Below are 23,474 nucleotides of genomic sequence, written 5' to 3'. Positions count from 1 at the left end.
ACGTCAGCCCGGATATCCTGGAAACGACCTGCGCATATCTCTCCTGGCCATTATCGAGCCACTACCTTGCCCGGCCGCTCAGGTTCGGCGAAAAACGCGCGACACAGCGGGAAATGCGCACGCAGACGGCGCGTCACGGGGGAGGGGAGTCATGCTGGGGTTGCTGCGCAGGCGTCTGGCCGATCTCGGCACGGCGAAGAAACTGGCCATCGGTTTTACCCTGGTCCTGCTGTTGACCGCGCTGGTGGCCGCGCTCGCGGTGCTCTCGCTGCATGCGCTGGGGCAGCGCTTCGCGCGCCTGCAGGAGATGAGCGCGATCAATCGCGACGTGCTGGAGGTTCGCCAGGCCGAGAAGGACTTTGCCCTGCACGGGGAAAAGAGTGACGCCGAGCGCTTGCGCCAGCGCCTGGCCGCGACCCTTGAACGGGTGGGCCGGCTCAAGGCCGACGGCGACGCCGATCAGGCGCTTGGCATGGCCGAGGTGGAGCAGGTGCTGGCGGCATACCTCGAAGCGTTTGGCCGCTTCGAGCAGTCCATCCAGGGACGCCAGTTGGCTTGGGAAAGCGCCAGCTGGTCGCTGAACGGCGCCGCCAACAGCCTCGATATCCTCCAGTCCAGCCTGGCCGAGGATGGCGCCTATGCGCTGAAGGAGAGCCAGGGACGCGACGGCGAACCGCTGTTGCAGCAGGCGGCCCAGGTCGCCCAGGTCAATCGCCTGGTCCTGCAGGGGTTGGACGAGGCCCGCTCGCGTCTCGAAGCGCGCGCCGCGGATGCGCAGGAGGGGCCGCCGAAATCGCTGCGCGAGGCGCTGGAGCTGGCCGCCCGGCTGGAGCAGGCGATCACCGACGATGCCTACGTGTCGGTGGTCAAGGACGTGCTGACCAATATCCGCGGTTTCGCCGACAAGCTCGCCGAGTATCGCGCCAGCCAGCGCCAGGAGCGGCAGATGTACGCCGCCATGGGCGAGCGTGCCGGGCAGGTGATGGCGCGTGTCGACCGTAGCTGGGAGGCGCAGCAGCAGGCCATGCTCCACAGCCTGCGGACAAACTCCCTGCTGATCGTCGGCGCCGCCGTGCTGGCGCTGCTGGTGGGCCTGGGCGCGGCCTTCGGCATCAGCCTGCTGATCGTCCGTCCGCTGCGCCAGGCGATGGGTGTGGCGCAGCGGATCGCCGAAGGCGACCTGGCGGTACGGGTCGACAGCGAGCGGCGCGACGAGGTTGGCCAACTGATGGCCGCGATGCGCGCCATGACCGGCAGCCTGCGCGGTATCGTCAGCCAGTTGCAGGACGGCGTCGGGCGGATTGCCGGCGCTTCCGAGGCGCTGTCCGGCGTTACCACGCGCACCCGCCTGGGAATCGACAGCCAGCGGGCGGAAACCGAACAGGTGGCCACGGCGATGAACCAGATGGCCGCCACCGTCCACGAAGTGGCGCACAACGCCGAGGAAGCCGCGGGGTCGGCGGAAAGCGCCGACGGCAAGGTCAGCGTCGGCCAGGAGGTGGTACGCCAGACCCTGGAGCGGATCGAGCGACTGGCCGAGGCGGTGCGCGCGGCCACCGCCAGCGTCGAGGCGCTGAGCGCCGACAGCCAGCGCATCGGCAGCGTGCTGGACGTGATCAAGAGCGTGGCCGAGCAGACCAACCTGCTGGCGCTGAACGCCGCCATCGAGGCGGCGCGGGCCGGCGACCAGGGTCGAGGCTTCGCCGTGGTCGCCGACGAGGTGCGGGCGCTGGCGCGGCGCACCCAACAGTCCACGGCCGAGATCGAGACCCTGATCGGTGCCTTGCAGAATGGCACGCAGCAGGCGGTGCAGCGTATGCAGCGCAGCCACCAGTTGGTGGACCAGAGCGTCGACGACGCGTTGCAGACCGAGGCGGCGCTGGGCAACATCGCTACGGCGGTGGCGCTGATCCAGCAGATGAACCAGCAGATCGCCGCGGCCTCCGAGCAGCAGAGCGCGGTCGCCGAGGAGATCAACCGCAGCGTCACGGCGATCCGCGAGGTGGCCGATCAGTCGGCCCAGGCCATGCAGTCGACGGCTTCGTCCAGCGAACAACTGGCGGAGCTGGGGCGCGAACTACAGGGCATGGTCAGGCATTTCCGCTTGTAGCCGCGGCCTGGGCGGCGAGTCTTTCCTGCTGGCGCAGCCAGTAGCGATAAGCACTGACCCCCGAACGCACCGAGCTGAACACCAGCGGCGGCTTGATCTCGCCGAGCATGCTCGAGCGTTGCAGCAGGTCCAGCGTCTGCCCGGTCACCCGCGCCAGCGATAGGTGCACGCCCTGGGCCTTGAGGATCTGTTGCACCTCGTGGAGGGTGGCCAGGCCGCTGATGTCGAGGTTGGTCATGGCTTCGGCGTTGAGCAGCACCGCATTCGGCCGCTCGCTGCCGTCCACCACGGCAAGCACCCGCTGCTTGAAGTAGTCGGCGTTGAAGAACAACAGGGGGGCGTCGAAGCGGTAGATCACCAGGCCGGGAAGAGTGGTGGCCTGCGGGTACTTGGCCAGCTCGACCTGGCCGTCGATGCCGTGCATCCAGCCGAGCACCGCGTCGCTTGGGCGATAGGTGTAGTAGAGCAGGCGCAGTACGGCGATGCTGACGGCGACGAAGATTCCCGGCAGCACGCCGACGCTGAGCACGCCGACGGTGGTCAGCAGGCAGAGGCTGAACTCGAAGCGGCTGAGCTTCCAGAAGCCTTTCAGCGCCTGCACGTCGATCAGGCCCCAGCCGGCCAGCAACAGGACCGCGCCGAGCGCCGGCATCGGCACCCAGCCCAGGGGCTTGTTCAGCAGCAACAGGGTGGCGGCGATCACCAGCGCGGCGACCACGCCGACCAGTTGGGTCTTGCCGCCGACCATGTCGTTCACCGCGGTGCGGGAGTCGGCGCCGCTGATGGCGAAGCCCTGGGAGACCCCGGCGCCGATGTTGGCCAGGCCGAGGGCGACGAATTCGTGGTTGGCGTTGATGCTGTAGCCGTGGCGGGCGGCGAAGCTGCGCGCGGTGAGCATGGCGCTGCAGAAGCTGACCACGGTAATGCCGGTGGCGTCGCGCAGCAGGCTTTTCAGTTCCTCCAGGCTGGTCTGCGGCCAGCTCAGTTGCGGCAGCCCGGCCGGTACCTCGCCAAGCAGTTCCACGCCGTAGCGATCCAGGCCCAGCAGCGCCGCGGCGAGACTGGCCAGGAGGACGCCGCAGAGCGCCCCGGGCAACTGCGGGAAGCGCCGCGGCAGCAGCACCATCAGCAAGAGCGAGAGGCTGCCGAGGATCAGCGTCGGCCAATGGATGTGCAGCAGGTTCTCCAGCAGCGCGAGGATGCCGGCGACGAAGCCGCTGGTCGCCGCCTCGTAGCCGAACAGCTTGCCCAGTTGCCCGACCAGCAGGCTCAGGCCGATGCCGTTGAGGTAGCCGACCAGGATCGGTCGCGAGAGGAAGCTGGCGATGAATCCGGCGCGGGCCAGGCCGGCGACGATGGAGAACAGCCCGACCATGATCGCGACGATCATCGACAGGTCCACCAGGCGCTGCGGGTCGCCCGCCGCCAGCGGGGTGATGGCGGCGGCGACCATCGCCGCGGTCGCCGCGTCGGGGCCGACCATCAACTGGCGCGAGCTGCCGATCAGGGCGTAGATCAGCATCGGCAGGATGCATGCATAGAGGCCTACCTGGGGTGGGAAGCCGGCGATCTGGGCGTAGGCGATGGCGGTGGGGATCTGGATCGCCGCCACCGACAGCCCGGCCTGGACATCCGGACGGAACCAGGCGCGGCGGTAGTGGAGCAGGCTATCGAGTCCGGGTACCCAGCGGGCGAGTGGCATGCGGCTGATTCCTTGCAGGCGCGGATGCCGCAGCTTAGCCCGAAGGACAGGCGGCAGGATTGCCGGGAATCATTATTTCTTCAGTGCACACGCTCTTCGAGGCGAGGCGCAGGGCGGATAGCGCAAGGCGCTATCCGCCGCTTCTTCGCGCCGGCGGCGGACCTCAGACCTTCAACACCAACTTGCCGAAGTTTTCCCCGCTGAACAGCTTGAGCTGGGTCTCGGGGAAGGTCTCCAGGCCTTCGACGATGTCCTCGCGCGATTGCAGCTTGCCTTCCGCCAGCCAGGTGGCCATCTCCTTCAGGCCTTCTGGGAAGCGCTGGGCATAGTCCATCACCACCATGCCTTCCATGCGCGCCCGATTGACCAGCAGCGACAGGTAGTTGGCCGGGCCGCGCACCGCTTCCTTGTTGTTGTACTGGCTGATCGCCCCGCAGAGGACGATGCGTGCCTTGAAGGCGATACGGGTGAGCACCGTGTCGAGGATTTCGCCGCCGACGTTGTCGAAGAACACATCGATGCCCTTCGGGCATTCGCGCTTGAGTCCGGCGGCGAGGTCTTCGTTCTTGTAGTCGATGGCGCCGTCGAAGCCCAGCTCCTCGACCAGGAAGCGACATTTCTCGGCGCCGCCGGCGATGCCCACCACCCGGCACCCCTTGAGCCTGGCGATCTGCCCGGCAACGCTGCCCACCGCACCGGCGGCGCCGGAGATCACCACGGTCTCGCCGCTCTTCGGCTGGCCGACGTCGAGCAACGCGAAGTAGGCGGTCATGCCGGTCATGCCCAGCGCCGAGAGATAGCGCGGCAGCGGCGCGCGGGACGGGTCGACCTTGTAGAAACCCTTGGGCTCGCCGACGAAATAGTCCTGCACGCCGAGGGCGCCGTTGACGTAGTCGCCGGTCTGGAAGCCGGGGTGCTTCGAAACCAGCACCTTGCCGACGCCGAGCGCGCGCATCACCTCGCCGATCCCCACCGGCGGGATGTAGGAGCGGGCGTCGTTCATCCAGCCGCGCATCGCCGGGTCCAGCGACAGGTACTCGTTCTTCACCAGGATCTGGCCCTCGGCCGGCTCGCCGAGCGGGGTCTCGACGAAACTGAAGGTGTCGCGGCCGGGCAGCCCGCTGGGACGCTGGGCCAACTGGTATTGCCGATTGATCTGGGAGGTCATGGCAGGGCACTCGAATGTCGGGAAACAGGCCCCTAGGGATAGCCGGCGCCGGCGCCGGCGGCAAGCGAAGGCGAGTGCGGAAATGACCGGTCATCTATGCTGATGATTCGCCGCCATCAGTCTTATCAGCGGGCTGGATGGCCCATCCTCCAGTCCCCTGATAGTGCTATGCCTTGCGCCGGCCCTGGCTAGACTGGCGCGGCCCGGTTCCGTCGCGGTTGGCGGAAGGCGATTTTCCGAGGAGCAGCAGATGAGCAAACTTCTTTCCGGCCAGGTCGCACTGGTCACTGGCGGTGCGGCGGGCATCGGCCGCGCTACCGCGCTGGCCTTCGCCGCCGCCGGGGTCAAGGTGGTGGTCGCCGACCTGGACAGCGCCGGCGGCGAGGGCACGGTCGAAGCGATCCGCCAGGCAGGTGGCGAAGCCCTCTTCATTCGCTGCGACGTCACCCGTGACGCCGAGGTCAAGGCGCTGGTCGAGGGTTGCGCGGCGGCCTACGGCCGTCTCGACTACGCCTTCAACAACGCCGGCATCGAGATCGAGCAGGGCAAGCTGGCCGACGGCAACGAAGCCGAGTTCGACGCCATCATGGCTGTCAACGTGAAGGGCGTCTGGTTGTGCATGAAGCACCAGATCCCGCTGATGCTGGCCCAGGGCGGCGGCGCGATCGTCAACACCGCCTCGGTCGCCGGGCTCGGCGCGGCGCCGAAGATGAGCATCTACGCTGCTTCCAAGCACGCGGTGATCGGCCTGACCAAATCGGCGGCGATCGAGTACGCGAAGAAGGGCATCCGCGTCAACGCCGTGTGTCCGGCGGTGATCGACACCGACATGTTCCGCCGCGCCTACGAGGCCGATCCGCGCAAGGCCGAGTTCGCCGCCGCGATGCATCCGCTGGGTCGGGTCGGACGGGTCGAGGAAATCGCCGCCGCGGTGCTCTACCTGTGCAGCGACCACGCGGGCTTCACCACCGGTATCGCCTTGCCAGTGGACGGCGGGGCGACGGCGATCTGAGCGGGCGGCGATACAATCGGGATGCCCCGGCGCGGGGCATTCGCATTCTGTTACAGGTCGGCGCGCGGTTTGGCGCGCCAGGCCACTGCCGGGGGACTAACCTGGGTCGAGAATCCGGGGCCTGAGCCCGTCTCCATCGCATCGGAGCAATAACAATAATGACCGCCGATCCCATCCTGACCCTGTTCCTCCCCATCGCCCTGGGCATCATCATGCTCGGTCTCGGACTGTCCCTGACCCCGGCCGACTTCCTCCGCGTGGTGCGCTACCCGAAGCCGGTGCTGGTCGGCCTGGTGTGCCAGATCGTCCTGCTGCCCATGGCCTGTTTCCTGATCGTCCAGGGCTTCGCCCTCGAGGCGGCCCTGGCGGTCGGCATGATGTTGCTGGCGGCCTCGCCCGGCGGCACCACCGCCAACCTCTACAGCCACCTGGCGCATGGCGACGTGGCACTGAACATCACCCTGACCGCGGTGAATTCGGTGATCGCCATCCTCACCATGCCGCTGATCGTCAATCTGTCGCTGCAATACTTCATGGGCGACGGGCAGGCGATTCCCCTGCAGTTCGGCAAGGTCATGCAGGTGTTCGTCATCGTCCTCGGCCCGGTGGCCATCGGCATGCTGGTGCGCAACCGCCTGCCGGCCGTGGCGGATCGGCTGCAGAAGCCGGTGAAGATCCTTTCCGCGCTGCTGTTGCTGGTGATCATCCTGCTGGCGCTGGCCAAGGACTGGCAGACCTTCGTCACCTACGCGCCGGTGGTCGGGCTGGCCGCGCTGGCCTTCAACCTGCTGAGCCTGGCGGTGGGCTACTGGGTACCGCGCCTGCTGCGCCTGCCGAAGGCCCAGGCGGTGGCCATCGGCATGGAGATCGGCATCCACAACGGCACCCTGGCGATCGCCCTGGCGCTGAGTCCGAGCCTGCTGAACAACAGCACCATGGCGATTCCGCCGGCGATCTACGGGGTGTTGATGTTCTTCACCGCGGCGGCCTTCGGCTGGTGGGTCAGCCGTGGCCACCAGGCCGCGCCGGCGCCCGTGACGGCGCCGGACTGAGGTCGGTCAGCCGCGCCGCCAGTTGAGCACGAACTGAGTCAGCAGGCCGGCCACCAAGCCCCAGAACGCCGAGCCGATGGACAGCAGGGTGAAGCCGGAGGCGGTGACCATGAAGGTCACCAGCGCGGCCTCGCGCTGGCGCTCGTCGGCCATCGAATTGGCCAGGCCGTTCATGATCGAGCCGAGCAGGGCGATAGCGGCGATGGACAGCACCAGTGCCTTGGGGAACGCCGCGAACAACGCTGCCAGGGTGGCGCCGAAGGTTCCCGCGACGCAGTTGAAGAAGCCGCACCAGAGCGCCGCGGTATAGCGCTTGTGCGGGTCCTCGTGGGCCGAGGGACCGGTGCAGATCGCCGCGCTGATCGCCGCCAGGTTGATCCCGTGGGAGCCGAACGGCGCCAGCAGGATCGAGGCGATGCCGGTGCTCGAGATCAGCGGCGAGGCCGGCACCTGGTAGCCGTCGGCGCGCAGCACGGCGATGCCGGGCATGTTCTGCGACGCCATGGCGACGATGAACAGCGGGATGCCGATGCTGATGGTGGCGGCCAGGGAGAAGCTCGGCGTGGTCCACTCCGGTACCGCCAGTTCCAGGCGGAACCTGCTGAAGTCCAGTTGGCCCAGTATCCCGGCCAGCAGCACCCCCACCAGTAGCGCAGCGAACACCGCATAGCGCGGCGAGAAGCGTTTGCACAGCAGATAGCTGAAGAACATCGCCAGCACCAGCAGGGTCTGTTGCTCGGCGGCGTTGCAGATCTCGATGCCGATGCGGAACAGCACCCCGGCCAGCAGCGCCGAGGCCAGCGAGGAGGGAACCTGGCGCATCAGGCGTTCGAAGCTGCCGGTGACGCCGCACAGGGTGATCAGGAGGGCGCAGACGATGAAGGCGCCGATCGCCTCGCTGTACGGCACTCCGGGCAGGCTGCTGATCAGCAGCGCCGCGCCGGGGGTGGACCAGGCGATCACGATCGGCACCCGGTAGCGCAGGGTCAGGCCGATGGTCGCCAGGCCCATGCCGATCGACAGGGCCCAGATCCACGAGGAAATCTGCGCGCTGCTGAGACCGGCGTTCTGCCCGGCCTGGAACATCAGTACCAGCGAGCTGGTGTAGCCGGTGAGCATGGCGACGAAGCCGGCCACCACGGCGGCGGGAGAGGAGTCGGCGAACGGACGCAGACGAGGCTGGGGCTGGGTGGTTTCGGTCATGCCGGGTACTTCCATGGAGTGTGCGGGACGACCGGGCACGGCGGTGGGCGGAGCCACGGGGCAGGTTGCGCGAGGCGCGGAGTGCCGATCATCTTTTTCTGTTTTGCGCAGCCTAAACAGCCGGCCAGGGGCTGTCCCGGTACAGCCGCGGACATAGTTGGCCATACAGTCGCAGCTGCCGGAAACTGGCGGAGCTGGTAACTTCCCGGCATTTGCCGAGGAGCTTCGCCATGGATGCAAACCCCTACGCCACGCCGCGTGTCGAATTGGTCGAGCAGGGCATACCGGATGCTTTCCGCCGGCGCTGGACGCCCGCGCAACTGCGCATCCTCGCCTGGCTCTGCCTGGCCTCGATAGCCGGCGGCGTGGTGCTGATGGTGCTCAGCCTGCTGGAGGCATTCGGCGATGGCGCCGCGTTCGGGGTCTACGCCGACTGGCTGGGCCTGCTCCTCAGCCTGCTCGGCGCCTACCTGCTGCTGCGGCTCAAGCACCTGGTCGAGTCGCGCTTTCGCGGCCCCTCGCTGGCCTGGCCGGTATGGTTGTCGATTCTCCTGACCCTGCTGGGCGAGGGCTGGAGCCTGCTGGCGGTTACCGACGATGCGCTGCAGGGTTGGAACTGGCAGGCGCTGGTGTACTTCGCGCTGCTTGCGCTGATCGGCGCTACCACCCTCTGGCTGGGCCTGCGTCTGCTCAAGCAGGAAAACCTCTATCCGTCGCTGCGGATCATGGCCTGGCTGGACATCGCCGGCGGCGCGATGCTGGCTTCGGTGCTGTTGCTGGTGCTGGCGGTACTGCCGCTGCTGGCCGCCACCCTGGCCATGGCGCTGGCCTGCTGGCGCGCGGCGCGGGAGTTGGAGCGGAGCTAGCGGGCAGCCGGTCGGCTTGCCGAGCGTCCATGCGCCAGGCCCATGGGGCGTCAGTCGGCGGCCTCCGTCGCCGCTTCGCCGCGGCTGCCTGCATGCGCCCGAGCCAGGGTGCGATTGACCGCCAGCCAGCCGGAGACCGCTTCGCCGCCGGCTTCCTCGAAGCAGCGTTGGAGCAGCCGCGACTGCTCGCGACGCAGCGCCTTTTCCAACCGCACGCCCTCGGCGGTGAGGCCGAGGAGGCGTTTGCGCTTGTCGTCGTCGGCGGTGGCGCTGCCGATCAGGTTCATCTCCAGCAACTGGCGCAGCGGGATGTTCAGCGCCTGCTTGGTCACGCCGAGCAGGGCCAGCAGTTCCTTCACGCTGAGGCCCGGATAGCGGGCGATGAAGAACAGCACGCGGTGGTGCACGCGACCCAGGCCGCGGCGGGCGAGCATCTCGTCAGGCTTGGTGGTGAAGGCCTGGTACGCGAAGAAGAAGGCTTCCATCATGGCCTGCTGCTGGACGGCGTGGTTTTTCAGGTCAGGCATATTGACGCTTCCGGGCGCGGCATCGTAGTTTCGGTCAAGCAGTTTGACTCATTTTTTCCCGCCTACGCTACTGGTGATCCCATGGCCTTCTCTGAACGCATCTCCCGCCTGAAAAGCTCCTTGATCCGCGAAATCCTTGCCGCGGCGCAGCGTCCGGAGGTGATGTCGTTCGCCGGCGGGCTGCCGGCCGAGCCGATGCTGCCGAAGGTGCAGTGGGAGCAGATGCCGGCCTCCATGGGCCAGTACGGCATGAGCGAAGGCGAGCCTGCCCTGCGCGAAGCCATCGCCGCCGAAGCGCGCGCCCTCGGCGTCCCCTGCGAGGCGAGCCAGGTGCTGATCGTCAGCGGTTCGCAGCAGACCCTCGACCTGGCCAGCAAGCTGTTCATCGATCCGGGCACCGAGGTGCTGCTCGAGGCGCCGACCTACCTCGCCGCGCTACAGGCCTTCCAATTGTTCGGCGCCGATTGCGTGACCGTGCCGCTGGGTGCCGAGGGCCCCGACCTGGTTGCCCTGCGGCAGCGCCTGGAGCGACACAAGCCGGCCTTCGCCTACCTGATCCCGACTTTCCAGAATCCGTCCGGCGTGCGCTACAGCGAGGGACGCCGCGACGCGGTGGCGGCGCTGCTCGACGAATTCGGCGTGACCCTGATCGAAGACGAACCCTATCGCGAACTGGTGTTCGACGAGGGCCGCGCAACCCCGCTGGTCAGCCGCCTGCGCAAGTCCAGCTGGATCTATACCGGCACGGTGTCGAAAACCCTGCTGCCGGGCCTGCGCGTCGGTTTCCTGATCGCCACCCCGGACCTGTTCCCGCACCTGCTGCGGCTGAAACAGTCGGCCGACCTGCATACCAACCGGGTAGGGCAGTGGCAGGCGCTGCAATGGTTCGGCAGCGAGGCCTATCGCCAGCACCTGGCCGAACTGCGCGAGTTCTACCGGGTCCGCCGCGACGCCATGCAGGAGGCCCTGCTGGAGCACTTCGGCGAGCTGGCCGAATGGAATATCCCGGAGGGCGGGCTGTTCTTCTGGCTGACCCTCAGGCAGCCGCTGGATACCCGCACCCTGCTCCAGCCGGCGCTGGCCGCCGATGTCGCATTCATGCCCGGCGAACCTTTCTTCGCCGAGCCGGAGCAGAACCTCGGGCGTCTGCGGCTGAACTTCAGCCACGTCGCCCCGGAGCGCCTGCACGAAGGCCTGCGGCGCCTGGCCAAGGTCGTCCGCGACGCCCAGGCCGCCGAAGCGGCCTGAACCCTCATCGGCGCTCCTCCGAGGGCGCCGGCCATCCGATCCGAGGAGCGACACGATGTACAAGGTCTACGGTGATTACCGTTCGGGCAACTGCTACAAGATCAAGCTGGCCATGTCGCTGCTCGGCATCGACTACCAGTGGGTACCGGTGGACATTCTCAAGGGCGAGACCCAGACCCCGGAGTTCCTGGCGAAGAACCCCAACGGCAAGATACCGGTGCTGGAGCTGGAGGACGGCAGTTGCCTGTGGGAGTCCAACGCCATCCTCAACTTCCTCGCCGACGGCAGCGCCCTGTTGCCCAGCGAACCGCGCCTGCGCACCCAGGTGCTGCAATGGCAATTCTTCGAGCAATACAGCCATGAGCCCTATGTGGCCGTGGCGCGCTTCATCAAGCTCTACCTCGGCCTCCCGGAAGCCCGCCGCGCCGAGTTCGAAGAGAAGAAGATCGGCGGCTACAAGGCCCTCGACGTCATGGAGAAACAGCTGTCGCGCACGCCATTCCTGGTCGGCGAACAGTTCTCCATCGCCGATATCACCCTCTACGCCTACACCCATGTCGCCCATGAAGGCGGCTTCGACCTGACGGCCTACCCGGCGATCCGCGCGTGGATCAAGCGAGTGGGGGAGGTGCCGGGGTATGTGGGGATGCTGGATTGAGGGGAGATTCGATCAGCGGTTGGCGAGGCAGTGATTTCTGTCATGAGCGGGAATTTCGGGTAGAGCGAAATTTCCACTCATTGGGCAAGATGCGTGAACTTCCTGAGCCAGGGAAAATTCCCGGCAGTGTTGGGCCAGGTCATGAGTAAGTGTGCGTTATCTCAGCTGGATTCATACTTGCTCATGGTGCTTTGCTAGCGTTTCGTCGGAGCGATCCTGGTTCGCTGGCATCCTCCAGCTTTTCTGTTTATTCGAGAAAAGAACATGTCAACTTTCCGATGTATGATTCCCATGGATAGGGGGTTTTCATTTGCTTCTGTCTTTTGGTTTTTTATATAACCTTCCCTAAGGCTGATTTTCAGTTATTCGGATATTAATATCTCAACAACTATTTTTGAATAGTCGATGTCTCCATTTGGTTTGGGCTTTTTTAGTGGGTCGAAAGCATATTTTATGGTGATTTTTTTTCCTGCTTCGTAATGCTTTCTGTCGGTATTCTTGTTTGTGTAAGTGCCCTCCGTGCAGAGGGTTTTGTTTTCTGTTTCTATATCTATCGTGTTGAAATCTTCGGTATTGTCTTGCCCCGTTAAATATACTTTCTTTATGGTTCCGGAAATTTCTTTTTGTGGAATTGATCCGTTTTCAAGATTGTCCCACCATTCCTTTGAGCCCAGTAGTCCATAAGTCCCTTTAAGGCCAGCTTTAGGCTTCGTTGTATTCAAAGTGAGTTCATGGGCTTTTCGAATGTACTCGGGGTCTTCTTTGATACGCTGTTTGAAGTTATAAATGGTTTTCATGAGTTTTCTCTAGTCTATTACTTCGAAGTCTATTAGGTTCTTGTTGAAAATCTCTAGGGCTTTTCCATCCCCAAGGCCAGTGTTGATAACGCCGCCTCCTTCATTTATCGTTGGCTTTTTTAGTGCTTCGAGTTTGAATAGTGCGTTGTTCTGTTTCCAGCCCTTTCGGGCGGGAGGGAGATCTGGAAGCAATAGGCCGGTTCCGGAATTTGCAGTTACTCCAATTTTAGACAGCTCATTCATGGTGCCTGGACTGGCTGTAAGTCTTACTAATTTCCCATCATACTCTTGGGAGTAGGATTGTAGCGGGGAGATGAAGGTCTCACTCGTCGGAGGTACTTCAAAGTTGTTCCTCAGTATCTCAAGGTGCTGCTCGCTTAGTGTTCGGTAGTAAATCTCGTTTCCCTGCGCATCCAGCTCTACGATTGGTCCTGCCGGCTTTTTGCTGCCGGATGTGGAGTTAATCCCTTTGCGGGGATTATTGTCTAATGCTTCGGGACAGCGAGTTTTATTTGAGGCCAGCCCCAACGGGTCCACCCACCCCGTCGGATTCGGCACGTACCGGTAGCTGTTCAACCCACCTGCCAGCCTGATCGGATCGGGGGTCAGGTAGCGTCCCGTGCTTGGATTGTAGTAGCGATGGCGGTTGTAGTGCAGCCCGGTCTCGGCGTCGAAATACTGGCCCTGGAAGCGCAGTGGGTTATCCACTTCGGCGATGTCCAGCTTGAGCACATTGCCGTAAGCCCGGTAGCGCGCCGACCAGCAGAGGCGGCCATCGGCGCGGGTCAGTTCCTGCGGGGTACCGAGGTGGTCGAGTTGGTAGTAGCAGGGTTCGACCTGTTCCGGGCCTTCGCCGTCGAGCAGGGCCAGCGGGCGGAAGCTGTCGGGTTCGTAGAGATAGGTGCGGTAGTGCCGGTCGCCGCTCTCGGCGAGCAGGCGTTCGCCGAGCCAGAGGAACTCGGTATTGCGCCCGTCGACCTGCTTGGCAATGCGTCGGCCGAAGGCGTCGTAGCGGTAGACGACCTGGCGCCCGTCCGGCAGGCTGACGCCGATCAGGCGGTGTTGGCAGTCGTAGCTGTATTCGGTGACCAGCTTCTGCCCGGTGCCGCGGCGTTCGCGAACGAGATTGCCGTGGGCGTCGTAGTCGAAATGCCGGTCGCCCTGCGTCAGCAGGCGATTTCCGCGAACCTCCATCTGTCGCGCGTCGAATTGCCCGCCCTGGGCGAGCAGGTTGCCGGCCGGGTCGTGCACGAAGCTTTCCGGGGTTTCACCGCGTACGCCGAGCAGGCGGTCCAGCGGGTCGTAGTGGAAGCTGCGAATGCCCTTGCGGCTGTCCTCGATGGCGGCCAGGTTGCCGCTAGCGTCATAGCGGTACTGGCGCTGGTAGAGATGGCGCTGCCGCTGACTGACCTGGTGGGCCAGCAGGCGGCCCTGCTCATCGTAGTGGTATTGGCTGAGCAGTTCGCCCTGCTGGCGCTGGCGTTCGCGACCGCTACCGAACTGGTGCCGGGTCAGGGACTGGCCGTTGAGATCGATTGCCGAGAGGGTGCCGCCGGTCTGGTAGCGGTAGTCGACGCGGTTGCCGTCGGGCAGTCGGCAGTGGATCAACTGGCCGAGGGCGTCGTAGGCGTAGTGAAGGGTGGCCCAGCCCTGGTGCTCGCGGACCAGGCGGTCCCGTAGGTCGTATTCGTAGGCCAGCGGCCAGGTGCCGTCGTCGACGGCGACCAGGCGTCCGAGCGTATCGTAGCGGTAGTCGACCCGATTGCCGTCGGGCAGTGTCTTCGCCAGCAGGCGCCCGGTACTGTCGCGCTGGTAGGTGGTGCGCAGTTCGCTGCCGTCGTCGCCGTACTCGGTTTTCTCCAGAAGCTGGCCTTTGAGGTCGTAGCGATAGGCGGTGCGGCGGCCGTCGAAGCCGGTTTCCTGGCTGATCAGGCCGTTGCCGTGGTAATCGAGGCGATAGCGTTCGCCGCGTTCGTTCTCGATCTCGCTGAGCAGTAGCCGGGCGTTTTCGTAGCGGTAGCGCAGCTGACTGCCGTCCGGGTTGATCCGCCGGCTGACCAGGTGCAGGTCGTCAAGATATTCGTAGCGGGTCATCCGGCCCTGTTCGTCGCACTCGCTGGTGACCTTGCCGTAAGCGTTGTAGCGGTACATGCGGCTGGCGCCACCGGGCAGGGTGATCTGGCTCAGGCGGCCTGCTGCATCCCACTGGAACCGGGTGATGGCGCCGCTTTCGTCCTGGCGGGTGATCTGTCTACCCAGTGTGTCGTAGCGATAGCGGCGCACGCTACCGTCCGGAAGCTGTTCTTCTATCAACTGGCCGAGCGGATTCCAGGTCAACTGGTGCAGGCTGCCGTCGGCATGGGTGATTTCCACCAGGCAGCCGCGGTGGTCGTAGGCGTAGTGGGTGACGTTGCCTTCGGGATCGGTCTGGCGGGTGATGTCGCCCTGAGCGTTGCGCTCGTACTTCCACTGCGCCTCGCCGCGGCGCACGCTGCGCACGAAGCCGTCGAAGTAGCTATAGCAGGTTGGCTCGCCTTCGGCCGGGAGCAGTGCCTCCAAGCGTCCGGCCTGGTCGTAGCGGTACTCGGTGATCGTTCCCAACGGATCGCGTTCGGCGACCAGTTGGCCCTTCTCGTCGTAGTGCCTGAGGGTTTCGCCTCCGTCGGGATCGACCTGGCGTACCAGGCGCGCGTTGTCGTCGTGGACATAGACTTCCTCGCTGCCGTCGGCGTTGATCGCGGTAACGCTGCCGTCTTCGTTCCAGACGTAGCGCGAGTCCATCTGCGGGAAGCTGGCCCAGTGATGGACCGCGCGGGCCTGCTTGCCTTCGCCTTCCCATTCCCAGAAGAACGAGGCGCCGCCGGCCAACTGGCGCTCGAGGATGACATTGCGCGCGTCGTAGCGATAGCGTTCAGCCTCGTAGAGTGCGTTTCCGGCTTCGATCAACTGGCCACGTTCGTTGCAGCGGTAGCGGGCGAGTACCTGGGTGGTGTGCCAGCAGGCCTCCAGGTTATCGGCGGGCTGGTACACCTGGTACTCGACGCGCTCGATGTGCCTGCCCTGGTAGCACAGCAGTAGCGCGCGCCCGGCCTTGTGGCTGAGGCGGCGCGGCCGGCCGAGGCGGTCGCGACTCAGTTCCAGGCGGTTGCCGTAGGCGTCGCTGATGGCGATCAGGTAAGCGCCGTCCGGGTCTTTGCGGAAGTGGTAGAAGCGCGGCTTTTCGCCGGCCTGGGCAAGGATCAGTTCGGATGGGTCGCCGCCGAGGTAGATGGCGGCGCGCGACAGTCGGTTGGTGATCGCCGGGCGCTGGGCGTCAGGGATCGGGAAGCGGGTCCGGCGGTTCTCGTGATCGGTCCATACCAACTCGTCGCCGTCGCGATCGAGGCGATGGGAGAGGGCATGGCTCCAGCCGAAGCCCAGACCATTGTCGATTTCCGCCGCGCTGGTGCGGTACAGGCGCGTCCAGGCGAAACGCAGCGGACCGTCCAGCTCGCAGTCGGTCAGGGTCAGCAGCTCCTCGCCGGTGACCATCGAAACGGGACAGTCCTTGACGCAGGTCTGGGCGGCCTGGTCGGCGGGTTTGCCGGCGGGCGTCCTGCCGGGTGCGGAGGCATCGGGCGTCGCCTGACTGCTGGAGAGCGAGGTGTTCGCGCGCTTTCCTCGGCTCAGCGGCAGGGTGTCGGGCTCGGTGCGGGCGATGCCTTGGGCGGTGCTCTGGATCTGTGCGGTGATCTTGTTGGAGCTGTTGGCCATCACTTCACCGCGGACGGCCAGAGGTTTCAGCTTTTCCGCGTGCAACTGGAGGGAATGCCGACAGCTGGTATCGATCAGCACCTGCATGGCTTTGCGCAGCAGCATCGCACCTTCGGAGGCCTTGATCGCTTTCGAGCCCTTGACGGCCAGGCGAACGGCGAGACCGGCTCCGCCGGTCAGGATGATGCCGAGCAGAATATCGAGGAGCAGGCCGGTGGAGAGTTCCGCGACCATTTCCGCGGCAGTCGTGGGCGGCAGCAACTGGGTCCAGCACACGATGGCGCTGGCATAGATGAACAGAAGCGGTTCGTCGCTGGCGATCAGCAAGGCGGTACCGAGGAGTTCCTTGGCCTGAGCCTTGAGCTTTTCGAAATCCGCTTCGTTGATGAACTCAAGGAGTTTCGCCGCGTGCTCGTCGAGGTTCGCGAGGATGCCGAACAGCTCGACCACATCATCCCAGAGATTGACCAGCGCTTTGCCCATGCCGTCCAGATAGGCGTCGTTTATCTGCTCCATCCGCCTACGGTCGCCAACCGGCGCGAGCCTTTTCCATTCGGCGGAAAGCGGGCCGTTCCATTGCTCCAGAAGCCATTCGTTCAGCTTGGCGATTACGTCGTCGTAGGAGCGGTAGAGCGCGTCGATCTCCTGGATGCTTACCTCTGGGTAGAACTTGACCTGGTACAGCGTATTGGGAGCGCAGCCGCTTATGCTCGCCATCCCATCTGCATCCAGTACGCCCTTGAACTGCGGTGTCCTGCTGCCTATCCGAGTGATTTCGTAAGGCGTGTTGCCGATGGGCACGAAACTGGTCGATTCGAAAGTATGCAGCAGTTTCAGTTGACCGTTGACCGGACATGAGGCGACGTCTTCGAGGATGTTGGCGTCCTTGTCGGCTTTCAGCCTGGTCAACTCGTTGCCGTTCCCATCGGAAAGGGCGATGGTCTGCTGGACGTCGAGTGCCCAGCCCCAGAGCCAACTGTTCGCATATTCCTCATAGCGGTTGAGCACCCCGGAGCTGAATTCGCCGATCAACTGGCTGGCATCCGGCTGCTTCGCGTTCACTCCGCGCAGCATGAACATGGCGTAGAACGACGAGATCATGGGGTCAGGTCCTTTTCCAACTGGTTCAACAACAGGCCGCCGATCTCATCCATGGCGACGGCTTTCGCGATGAGGCGTCTGGCGCGCAATTGCAGGCTTCGCTCGGGATAGGCGAAGTACAGATCTGCGTGGTTCTCGCGCAGCCACTGCAGCAGGTTGTCGATAGCGGTAGTCGGGTCGTCGGCATGCAGCGTGTCGACCAGTGCCCGCGGAACCTCCCACCAGGGGTAGGGACGGGCGGCATGGAGATGGCCCTGGCCGGTTTCGAGTGCTTTGCCATTGATCAGGTAACGGCCGAACATCGGCAGTACTTCGTGCGCTTTCTCGCCGAGGTGGGCGAGTATCGGTAGCAGGTGACGGCCGTCCCAGAAACGGAAGAACACTTCGCTGCCATCCGGCATGCGTACCTGGGTGAGGCTGCGTAGGTGCTCTAGGATTGCGTCTGTCGACCAGGTGGAAACTGCCAGCCAACCCCAGTCGCGAGACTTTTCGCTGGCAGCCCAATCGAGGAATACGCTGCTGGGGGGCAGCTTCGCGAGGTAGGGCATCACCGGTTGCCAGTCGGCATATGGCGTACCGTTCCAGAGAGGGAGCGGTAGGGGTGGGCTGTCTTCCCGGTAGTAGGCTTGCAGGGGCGCGGCATCGCTGGCGCTGCCGAAGATCGCGTACAAGCATTCGCCTGCCTGAAGCGGATGTCGGGCCAGCCAGGTTCGCGGGGAGAGAGCGTCAGAGGTCACAGGCACCGTCCTTGCACTTCTCGCACTCTTCGCAGAAGGGCGCGTTGCGCTTCAGGGTATTGATCTGGGCCGGGGTGAGGAGGGCGCCGGCCTTGTCGCTGTCGGCCTGCCGCAGCGGCCCCGGCAACAGCGGCGCCGCGCCGCTGCCCGGGCTGCCGCCGGAGTTGACCCGGACGTTGGCCCCGGAGAGGGTCACGCCGCTGGCGTCGAGCTTGAGGAAGCTGCCACCGCCCTTCAGGGTCAGTTCGGCGCCGGCCTCCAGCACCACCTTCAGGCCGCTGCTCAGGTGGATCTCCTGGCCGGCCTCGACGAACTGGCCGCTGGCGATCTTCAGGTGCTGGTCGTTGGCTACGGTGAGGTGGTCGCTGGCGCGGACCTCCACCTTGCGCTCGGCGTGGGTGGTGCGATGTTCCTCGGCCTTGAACTCGCTGTAGCTGTTCGCCTCCACGGTGTCGTGGCGTTGGTGACCGACGCGGATCTTCTGGTCGTGCTCGATGTTTTCGTCCCAGTCGCGCTGGGCATGGACGAAGATCTGCTCCTGGCCCTTGCGGTCCTCGATGCGCAGCTCGTTGTAGCCACCGCCGCCAGGACTGCTGAGGCTCTTGAAGACGCTGCGGGTCTTGTGCGCCGGCAGTTCGTAGGGCACCGGATGTTCCCTGTGGAACAGGCAGCCGGTGACCAGCGGCTGGTCGGGATCGCCTTCGAGGAAGGTCACCAGCACCTCCATGCCGACCCGCGGGATGGCGATGGCGCCGTAGTTCTTTCCCGCCCAGCCGGAGGCAACGCGTAACCAGCAACTGCTGCTGTCGTCGGCCTGGCCCTCGCGATCCCAGTGGAATTGCACCTTCACCCGACCGTAGCGGTCGCAGTGGATTTCCTCGCCCTTCGGGCCGGTCACCACCGCGCTCTGCGTGCCGAGGATGCGCGGCTTCGGCGGCGTCGGCGGGGGACGAAAGAACGCCTCCCAGGGCGTGGCCTGGAAGCGGTTGCGGTAACCCTGCCGGAAGTCGTCCGGGCTCGCCGAGGTGTCGGAGACGATGCTTTCTTCCAGCACCTGCGGCTGCCGCCCCTCGTGAATCACCTCGGTGAGCAGCCAGAGGTCGTTCCAGCCCGCCTGGGGATGGGCGGCCAGCGGCAGGAAGTGGCCGCTGAGCAGCAACGGCTGGTCGCTGCGGCCCTCGGCCAGGCGGTAGTCGCTGCGCTGCCGTTCGAGGGCACGCCTGGCCAGGTGCTTGCCGCGCTCGCGGTCGACGAAGCGACCGGGATAGTCGTAGTCCTCGAGGTCCGGCCGGGCTTCGCCGCGGGCGGCGCTTTCCAGCGTCAGGCGCGGTTTCTCGAAGTCGTAGTCGCGGCGGGTGACGCGGCTGGTGCGGGTTTCCAGGCGTACACCGAAGCGCTTGACCGCCGGCCGGTCGGCGACCAGGCCGGAGTCCTGCTGGTAGGCCACCGGCGCGAGCCGCGGGAACACCGTCTGGTCGTCGCCGAACACCAGCAGGTGCGCCGTGGCGCTGTGCTGGAAATGAAAGTGGATGCCCTCCTCGCAGCACAGGCGCTGGACGAACTGCAGGTCGCTCTCGTCGTACTGCACGCAGTATTCGCGCTCGGGGTAGCGGGTGCCGAGCTGGAAGCGGTAGGCGTCGGCGAGGATGCCGTGTTCCTCCAGCACCCGGCCGACGATCTGCGGCACCGTGAGATGCTGGAAGATGCGCTGGTTGGTGCGTTGGGCGAGGTAGGCCAGTTGCGGGACGAGGGTGATGCGGTAGCGGGTCAGGCGCTTGCCCGAGTCGCCCTGTCCGGCGCTGCGCACCAGGCCGTGGATACCGTTGCCGGCGGGCCCGAGGGTAAGGAAGGCGGGTTTGTGCAGCAGGCTTTCGAGGTCCGGCACGGGGCGTTCGCCGACCAGCTCCAGGTCGAAGGCGAACGGCTGGCTGATGGCTTCGCGGCCGCTGAAGGAGAGCACCTGCAGGTCGAGGGCGAGGCCGTCGATGGCGAGGCTGAAATGGGTCTGGTTGGCTGCTGCGAACATCCGTTGTCCCTCACTGGCGCAGGCGACCGATTCGATTGTCCTGCCTGGCGCGGGCGAGACAAGGGCGCGCAGGCTCGATCGGAAGCTGCCTACAACAAACAAAGCGGCATCGACCCGGCGCGGGCTTTCCTGGCCACGGCGCTGTGGGTCATCGAGGGCACGACGGCCAGCGAGGCTGGCCGCGTGCGGCGGTCGCGGCTCAGCCGGCGACCGGGGAGCGCCAGTCGTCGGAGCCGGAGGTGCCGGAGACTTCGTGGGTCCAGGTGATCTTGCGGTAGGTGAAGTGCACGTCTTCCAGGTGGGTGAAGTGGGCGTTGCCCGGGTCCTGGCAGTTGTGCATGTAGTCCTTGATGTCGACGATGATCGCGTCTTCCAGGACGGTGGTGTAGTAGTGCTCCTGGGTGCCGGCGGCGGAGGTGCGGTACCACTGGATCTCCACCTTGGTCAGGCGCTCGCCGGAGGTCAGGGCGGCCAGCAGCAGCGGCGAGGCCTTGTCGAAGACCTTGGTGATGACCACCGGCTTGTGCACGCGCTGGCCGGTCGGCTGGCCGGACTGCGGGTCGCGCGGGATGATCACTTCGTGGTTGAAGCCCTGGACCATCACCTGGTCCTCGTGGCCTTCCTGGTAGGTGTTGCCGACCGAATCCTCGGTGAAGGCGCCGGCGGTGATCAGGCCCTGCTTGGTGCCGGTGATGGACATATAGGCGGGGGTTGCCATGGATGCTCTCCTTGCGTGAGTAGGAAATCCCGCGGGTTGGACCACCCCTCGGGCAACTTCACCTAACAATTCTCATGCCAGTGTTTTAACTATCCTTATAAATCAAACGAATCCGACGGATAATTGTTATCCATGTCTCGTTTTGAATGAAAAATAACAAGTGAATTGAGCAAGAAGTTGCGCAGTGCTGTGCAACTTTTTGCGCAGTAGTGTCCAGGCCAGTATTTTCAAGGGCTGTGGGCTGTTATTGGGGATGTTTCTTGGTTTTAATTGTGCAACTTCTTGCACGATCGCTATTACGCTCTAAATCAGCTGTTGGTCCGCTTGGAAGGCCTATGTTTCGAGGCTCTCCAGAGGAATCCACTGTTGCCTGCCTTATTTTTTATAAATTTTTAACTACCTGTTTTGGTAGGGTTTTCCAAATGGCCATCAATGTCGTTATGATGGCTAGAGCCAAGCCGTAAAGGGCATGGATGCAGACGCCTGACGTTTGGCTGAAAATCTTTCATTGATTCGTATCAATGAATAGGAAAATTCCCAAAGAGGGAATGTCCTGTTGCTTGCCAGTTTTTATGTTGTTTTCATGGAAAAGGCAAAGAGCTCTTCAGGCTATTGGGATTTTTGTTCGGTTTTTATGCCAACTAGTTGAATTGTTAAGATATTCATTGGCGCACATGGTGTGCATTGAAGGGTTAGGATGACCTATTCGAGCAAGCTCTCCTCGCATTATCTGGAACTCGCGGAACAGCCGATTTCAAAGGATGTCTTTGCGGGTGAGGATGTGCGTTTTTCCAGCGAATACGAGGCGCTGGAAAATGAGCTGGGCAAGGCGCTCTCGCTCCATGAGAACGGCCAGACCGACTGGTTGAAAATCCTGGAAAACAGCGAAGCGCTGCTTCGTGCCCAATCCAAGGACCTGCGTGTTGCAGCCTGGTTGACCTGGGCACTCTACCAACGGGAATCCTTTCCCGGTTTGCTGGCCGGACTGGGATTGCTGGAACGTCTGTGCAGCCGGCATTGGGTCGAGATCCATCCGCTCAAGGCGCGCACTCGCGCCGCGGCAATTGCCTGGCTGGTGCCCCGGCTGGAGCAGGCGCTGAACGAGAACGTACCGATCAAGGAGCAACTCCCCCTGTTCCGGCGTCTCGCCGAGCACCTGGAAAAACTCGATACCGCGCTGACCGCGCAACTGGGCGACGACGCGCCCTTGTTGCTGCCGATCAGTCGACGCCTTTCGGGCATGCTCCAGCGCGCCGCCGACAACCAGCCCGAACCTGGCGTGGTCGGCGCCGTGGTGGCCCAGGTCAAGCAGGCGGCCAGCCAGTTGCTGGCGCCTGGTGCGCCCATCGACAACGAGCGCGACGCCCACAAGGCCATGCGCGCCCAGCAGGAGGCTGCACGCCCCCTGTGCGCCTGGTGGCTGAAGCAGAAAGCCACCGATCTGCGCGCGCTGCGCCTCAACCGGACGATGCTCTGGCTGCCCATCGAGTCCATGCCCGAGCGCAATGCCGAACAGGTCACCGCGCTAAGGGGAGTGCCGGCGGACAAGCTGAAAAGCTACCAGGAGCGTTTCGCCCAGGGCCTGTACGCCGATCTCCTGGTGGAGCTGGAGGCGAGCCTGGCACGGGCGCCGTTCTGGTTCGACGGCCAGCGCCTGGTCTGGGAGTGCCTGCAAGGGCTCAACGCCGAGCAGGCGATGCGGGAAGTCGAAATGCATTTCGCCTTGCTCCTGCAGCGTCTGCCGGGGCTGGTGGAGCTGCGTTTCCACGACGGCAGCGCATTCGCCGATGCGGCCACCCGCGGCTGGATCAGCGCCCATGTCATGCCCCATCTCCAGAACGACAGTGCGCCGCGCAAGGTCGAGACCGTGGCCCTGCAGGCCGAATGGGACGTCGCCCTGGACGAGGTCCAGCCGGTGTTGCGCAAGGACGGCTTGAAGGCGGCGGTACAGGTGTTGAAGCAGGGCATGAAGCGCGCCCACGGCGGGCGCGCCCGGTTCTTCTGGCAACTGAGCCTCGCGCGACTGTGCTTCCTGGCGAAGAAGTACGAGCTGGCCAAGACCCAGCTGGAGAGCCTCGACCATCAGTTGCACGAATCGGGATTGCACGCCTGGGAGCCCGATCTGGCGCTGGATGTACTGCACCTGCTGCATAGCTGCTGCGAGCTGTTGCCGCAGAACCACGCCGTGCGAGAACGCAAGGAAGACATTTATCGCAGGCTGTGCCACCTCGATCTCGAGGTGGTGCTCGAATAGGGCTTCGCGCCCTCAATTCTCAAGGAGAAAAAGCCATGGCCAAAGAAGGCTCGGTAGCCCCAAAGGAACGCATCAACGTCACCTTCAAGCCCGCCACTGGCGGTGCCCAGGAAGAAATCGAACTGCCGTTGAAGCTACTGGCGATCGGCGATTACACCCAGCGCGCGGATGAGCGCAAGGTGGAGGACCGCAAGCCGATCGGCATCGACAAGATGACCTTCGACGAGGTCCTGGCCAAGCAGGAGCTGGGGCTGACGCTGAGCGTACCCAATCGTCTCCAGGAGGAGGGCGGCAGCGACGAGCTGGCGGTGGGGCTGCAGATCAACTCGATGAAGGACTTCAACCCGGCCAGCATCGTCGAGCAGGTGCCCGAGCTGAAGAAGCTGATGGAGTTGCGCGATGCGCTGGTGGCCCTCAAGGGCCCGCTGGGCAACGCCCCGGCGTTCCGCAAGGCCATCGAAAGCGTACTCGCCGACGACGAGTCCCGTAGCCGTGTGCTGGGCGAGCTGGGGCTGAGCGCCGCCCCCTCCCAGGACGCCTGA

At 64.6% G+C, this 23,474-nt stretch carries 17 protein-coding genes; 8 read left to right on the top strand and 9 right to left on the bottom strand.

The features are described 5' to 3' along the window. Positions 1 to 151: 151 nt before the first annotated feature. Positions 152 to 2,110 (top strand): methyl-accepting chemotaxis protein, encoded by a 1,959-nt coding sequence (locus VQ067_RS17710; protein ID WP_023106744.1) that lies wholly within the window; start codon positions 152 to 154, stop codon positions 2,108 to 2,110. Here VQ067_RS17710 and VQ067_RS17705 read toward each other — a convergent pair. Together VQ067_RS17705 and VQ067_RS17700 are read right to left on the bottom strand one after the other, a co-directional pair. Then, complete coding sequence (locus VQ067_RS17705) at positions 2,091 to 3,812, bottom strand: SulP family inorganic anion transporter (protein WP_003087559.1); 1,722 nt, start codon at positions 3,810 to 3,812, stop codon at positions 2,091 to 2,093. The two genes, VQ067_RS17710 and VQ067_RS17705, sit on opposite strands and share 20 nt — an antisense overlap. A gap of 163 nt (positions 3,813 to 3,975) precedes the next feature. Then, positions 3,976 to 4,980 (bottom strand): NADP-dependent oxidoreductase, encoded by a 1,005-nt coding sequence (locus VQ067_RS17700; RefSeq protein ID WP_340080873.1) that lies wholly within the window; start codon positions 4,978 to 4,980, stop codon positions 3,976 to 3,978. A gap of 250 nt (positions 4,981 to 5,230) precedes the next feature. Between VQ067_RS17700 and VQ067_RS17695 the strand changes: the two genes are divergently transcribed. Beyond that, entirely contained in the window at positions 5,231 to 5,992 is a 762-nt protein-coding gene (locus tag VQ067_RS17695) for an SDR family oxidoreductase (protein WP_003120415.1), read from the top strand. 158 nt (positions 5,993 to 6,150) lie between these two features. Continuing rightward, complete coding sequence (locus VQ067_RS17690) at positions 6,151 to 7,044, top strand: bile acid:sodium symporter family protein (RefSeq protein WP_003087569.1); 894 nt, start codon at positions 6,151 to 6,153, stop codon at positions 7,042 to 7,044. 6 nt (positions 7,045 to 7,050) lie between these two features. Here the strand turns inward: VQ067_RS17690 and VQ067_RS17685 are convergent, their stop codons facing one another. Beyond that, positions 7,051 to 8,247, bottom strand: a complete 1,197-nt coding sequence (locus VQ067_RS17685; RefSeq protein ID WP_003087572.1) for a benzoate/H(+) symporter BenE family transporter — start codon at positions 8,245 to 8,247, stop codon at positions 7,051 to 7,053. A 230-nt stretch (positions 8,248 to 8,477) separates the two neighbouring features. Here VQ067_RS17685 and VQ067_RS17680 point away from each other — a divergent pair, with 230 nt between their 5' ends. After that, entirely contained in the window at positions 8,478 to 9,113 is a 636-nt protein-coding gene (locus tag VQ067_RS17680; RefSeq protein ID WP_009876209.1) for a hypothetical protein, read from the top strand. A gap of 50 nt (positions 9,114 to 9,163) precedes the next feature. On the opposite strand, the gene VQ067_RS17675 is transcribed toward VQ067_RS17680, so the two are convergent. Continuing rightward, positions 9,164 to 9,640 carry a MarR family winged helix-turn-helix transcriptional regulator gene (locus tag VQ067_RS17675; RefSeq protein WP_003097819.1) on the bottom strand — a complete coding sequence of 159 codons (477 nt, stop codon included), beginning with the start codon at positions 9,638 to 9,640 and terminating at the stop codon, positions 9,164 to 9,166. Positions 9,641 to 9,721: 81 nt separating this feature from the next. Here VQ067_RS17675 and VQ067_RS17670 point away from each other — a divergent pair, with 81 nt between their 5' ends. Together VQ067_RS17670 and VQ067_RS17665 are read left to right on the top strand one after the other, a co-directional pair. Next, positions 9,722 to 10,888 carry an aminotransferase-like domain-containing protein gene (locus VQ067_RS17670; RefSeq protein WP_003140110.1) on the top strand — a complete coding sequence of 389 codons (1,167 nt, stop codon included), beginning with the start codon at positions 9,722 to 9,724 and terminating at the stop codon, positions 10,886 to 10,888. Between the two features lie 55 nt (positions 10,889 to 10,943). Further along, positions 10,944 to 11,546 carry a glutathione S-transferase family protein gene (locus tag VQ067_RS17665; protein WP_003097816.1) on the top strand — a complete coding sequence of 201 codons (603 nt, stop codon included), beginning with the start codon at positions 10,944 to 10,946 and terminating at the stop codon, positions 11,544 to 11,546. Between the two features lie 362 nt (positions 11,547 to 11,908). On the opposite strand, the gene VQ067_RS17660 is transcribed toward VQ067_RS17665, so the two are convergent. From VQ067_RS17660 to VQ067_RS17640, 5 genes are all read right to left on the bottom strand, one after another. After that, positions 11,909 to 12,343, bottom strand: coding sequence for a hypothetical protein (locus VQ067_RS17660; RefSeq protein ID WP_016254153.1), 435 nt, complete (start codon positions 12,341 to 12,343; stop codon positions 11,909 to 11,911). Between the two features lie 9 nt (positions 12,344 to 12,352). Then, positions 12,353 to 17,197: an RHS repeat-associated core domain-containing protein gene (locus VQ067_RS17655; RefSeq protein ID WP_031636289.1), complete on the bottom strand. Its 4,845-nt coding sequence runs from the start codon at positions 17,195 to 17,197 to the stop codon at positions 12,353 to 12,355. After that, positions 17,194 to 17,934 (bottom strand): DUF4123 domain-containing protein, encoded by a 741-nt coding sequence (locus VQ067_RS17650; RefSeq protein ID WP_033990475.1) that lies wholly within the window; start codon positions 17,932 to 17,934, stop codon positions 17,194 to 17,196. The genes VQ067_RS17655 and VQ067_RS17650 overlap by 4 nt, the downstream gene beginning before the upstream one ends. Next, entirely contained in the window at positions 17,924 to 19,960 is a 2,037-nt protein-coding gene (gene tssI, locus VQ067_RS17645) for a type VI secretion system Vgr family protein (protein ID WP_060853488.1), read from the bottom strand. The genes VQ067_RS17650 and tssI overlap by 11 nt, the downstream gene beginning before the upstream one ends. 199 nt (positions 19,961 to 20,159) lie before the next feature. Beyond that, complete coding sequence (locus VQ067_RS17640; protein ID WP_003083317.1) at positions 20,160 to 20,678, bottom strand: Hcp family type VI secretion system effector; 519 nt, start codon at positions 20,676 to 20,678, stop codon at positions 20,160 to 20,162. A 697-nt stretch (positions 20,679 to 21,375) separates the two neighbouring features. Between VQ067_RS17640 and tssA the strand changes: the two genes are divergently transcribed. Together tssA and tssB are read left to right on the top strand one after the other, a co-directional pair. After that, positions 21,376 to 22,932 (top strand): type VI secretion system protein TssA, encoded by a 1,557-nt coding sequence (tssA, locus tag VQ067_RS17635; protein WP_003097814.1) that lies wholly within the window; start codon positions 21,376 to 21,378, stop codon positions 22,930 to 22,932. Between the two features lie 35 nt (positions 22,933 to 22,967). Beyond that, on the top strand, positions 22,968 to 23,474 hold the full coding sequence (gene tssB, locus VQ067_RS17630; protein WP_003114607.1) for a type VI secretion system contractile sheath small subunit: 507 nt from the start codon (positions 22,968 to 22,970) through the stop codon (positions 23,472 to 23,474).

The sequence above is a fragment of the Pseudomonas sp. KBN12P06040 genome, from assembly GCF_037574965.1.
GTDB classification, from domain to species: domain Bacteria; phylum Pseudomonadota; class Gammaproteobacteria; order Pseudomonadales; family Pseudomonadaceae; genus Pseudomonas; species Pseudomonas aeruginosa.
This window is presented reverse-complemented; position numbering and strand designations above follow the sequence as displayed.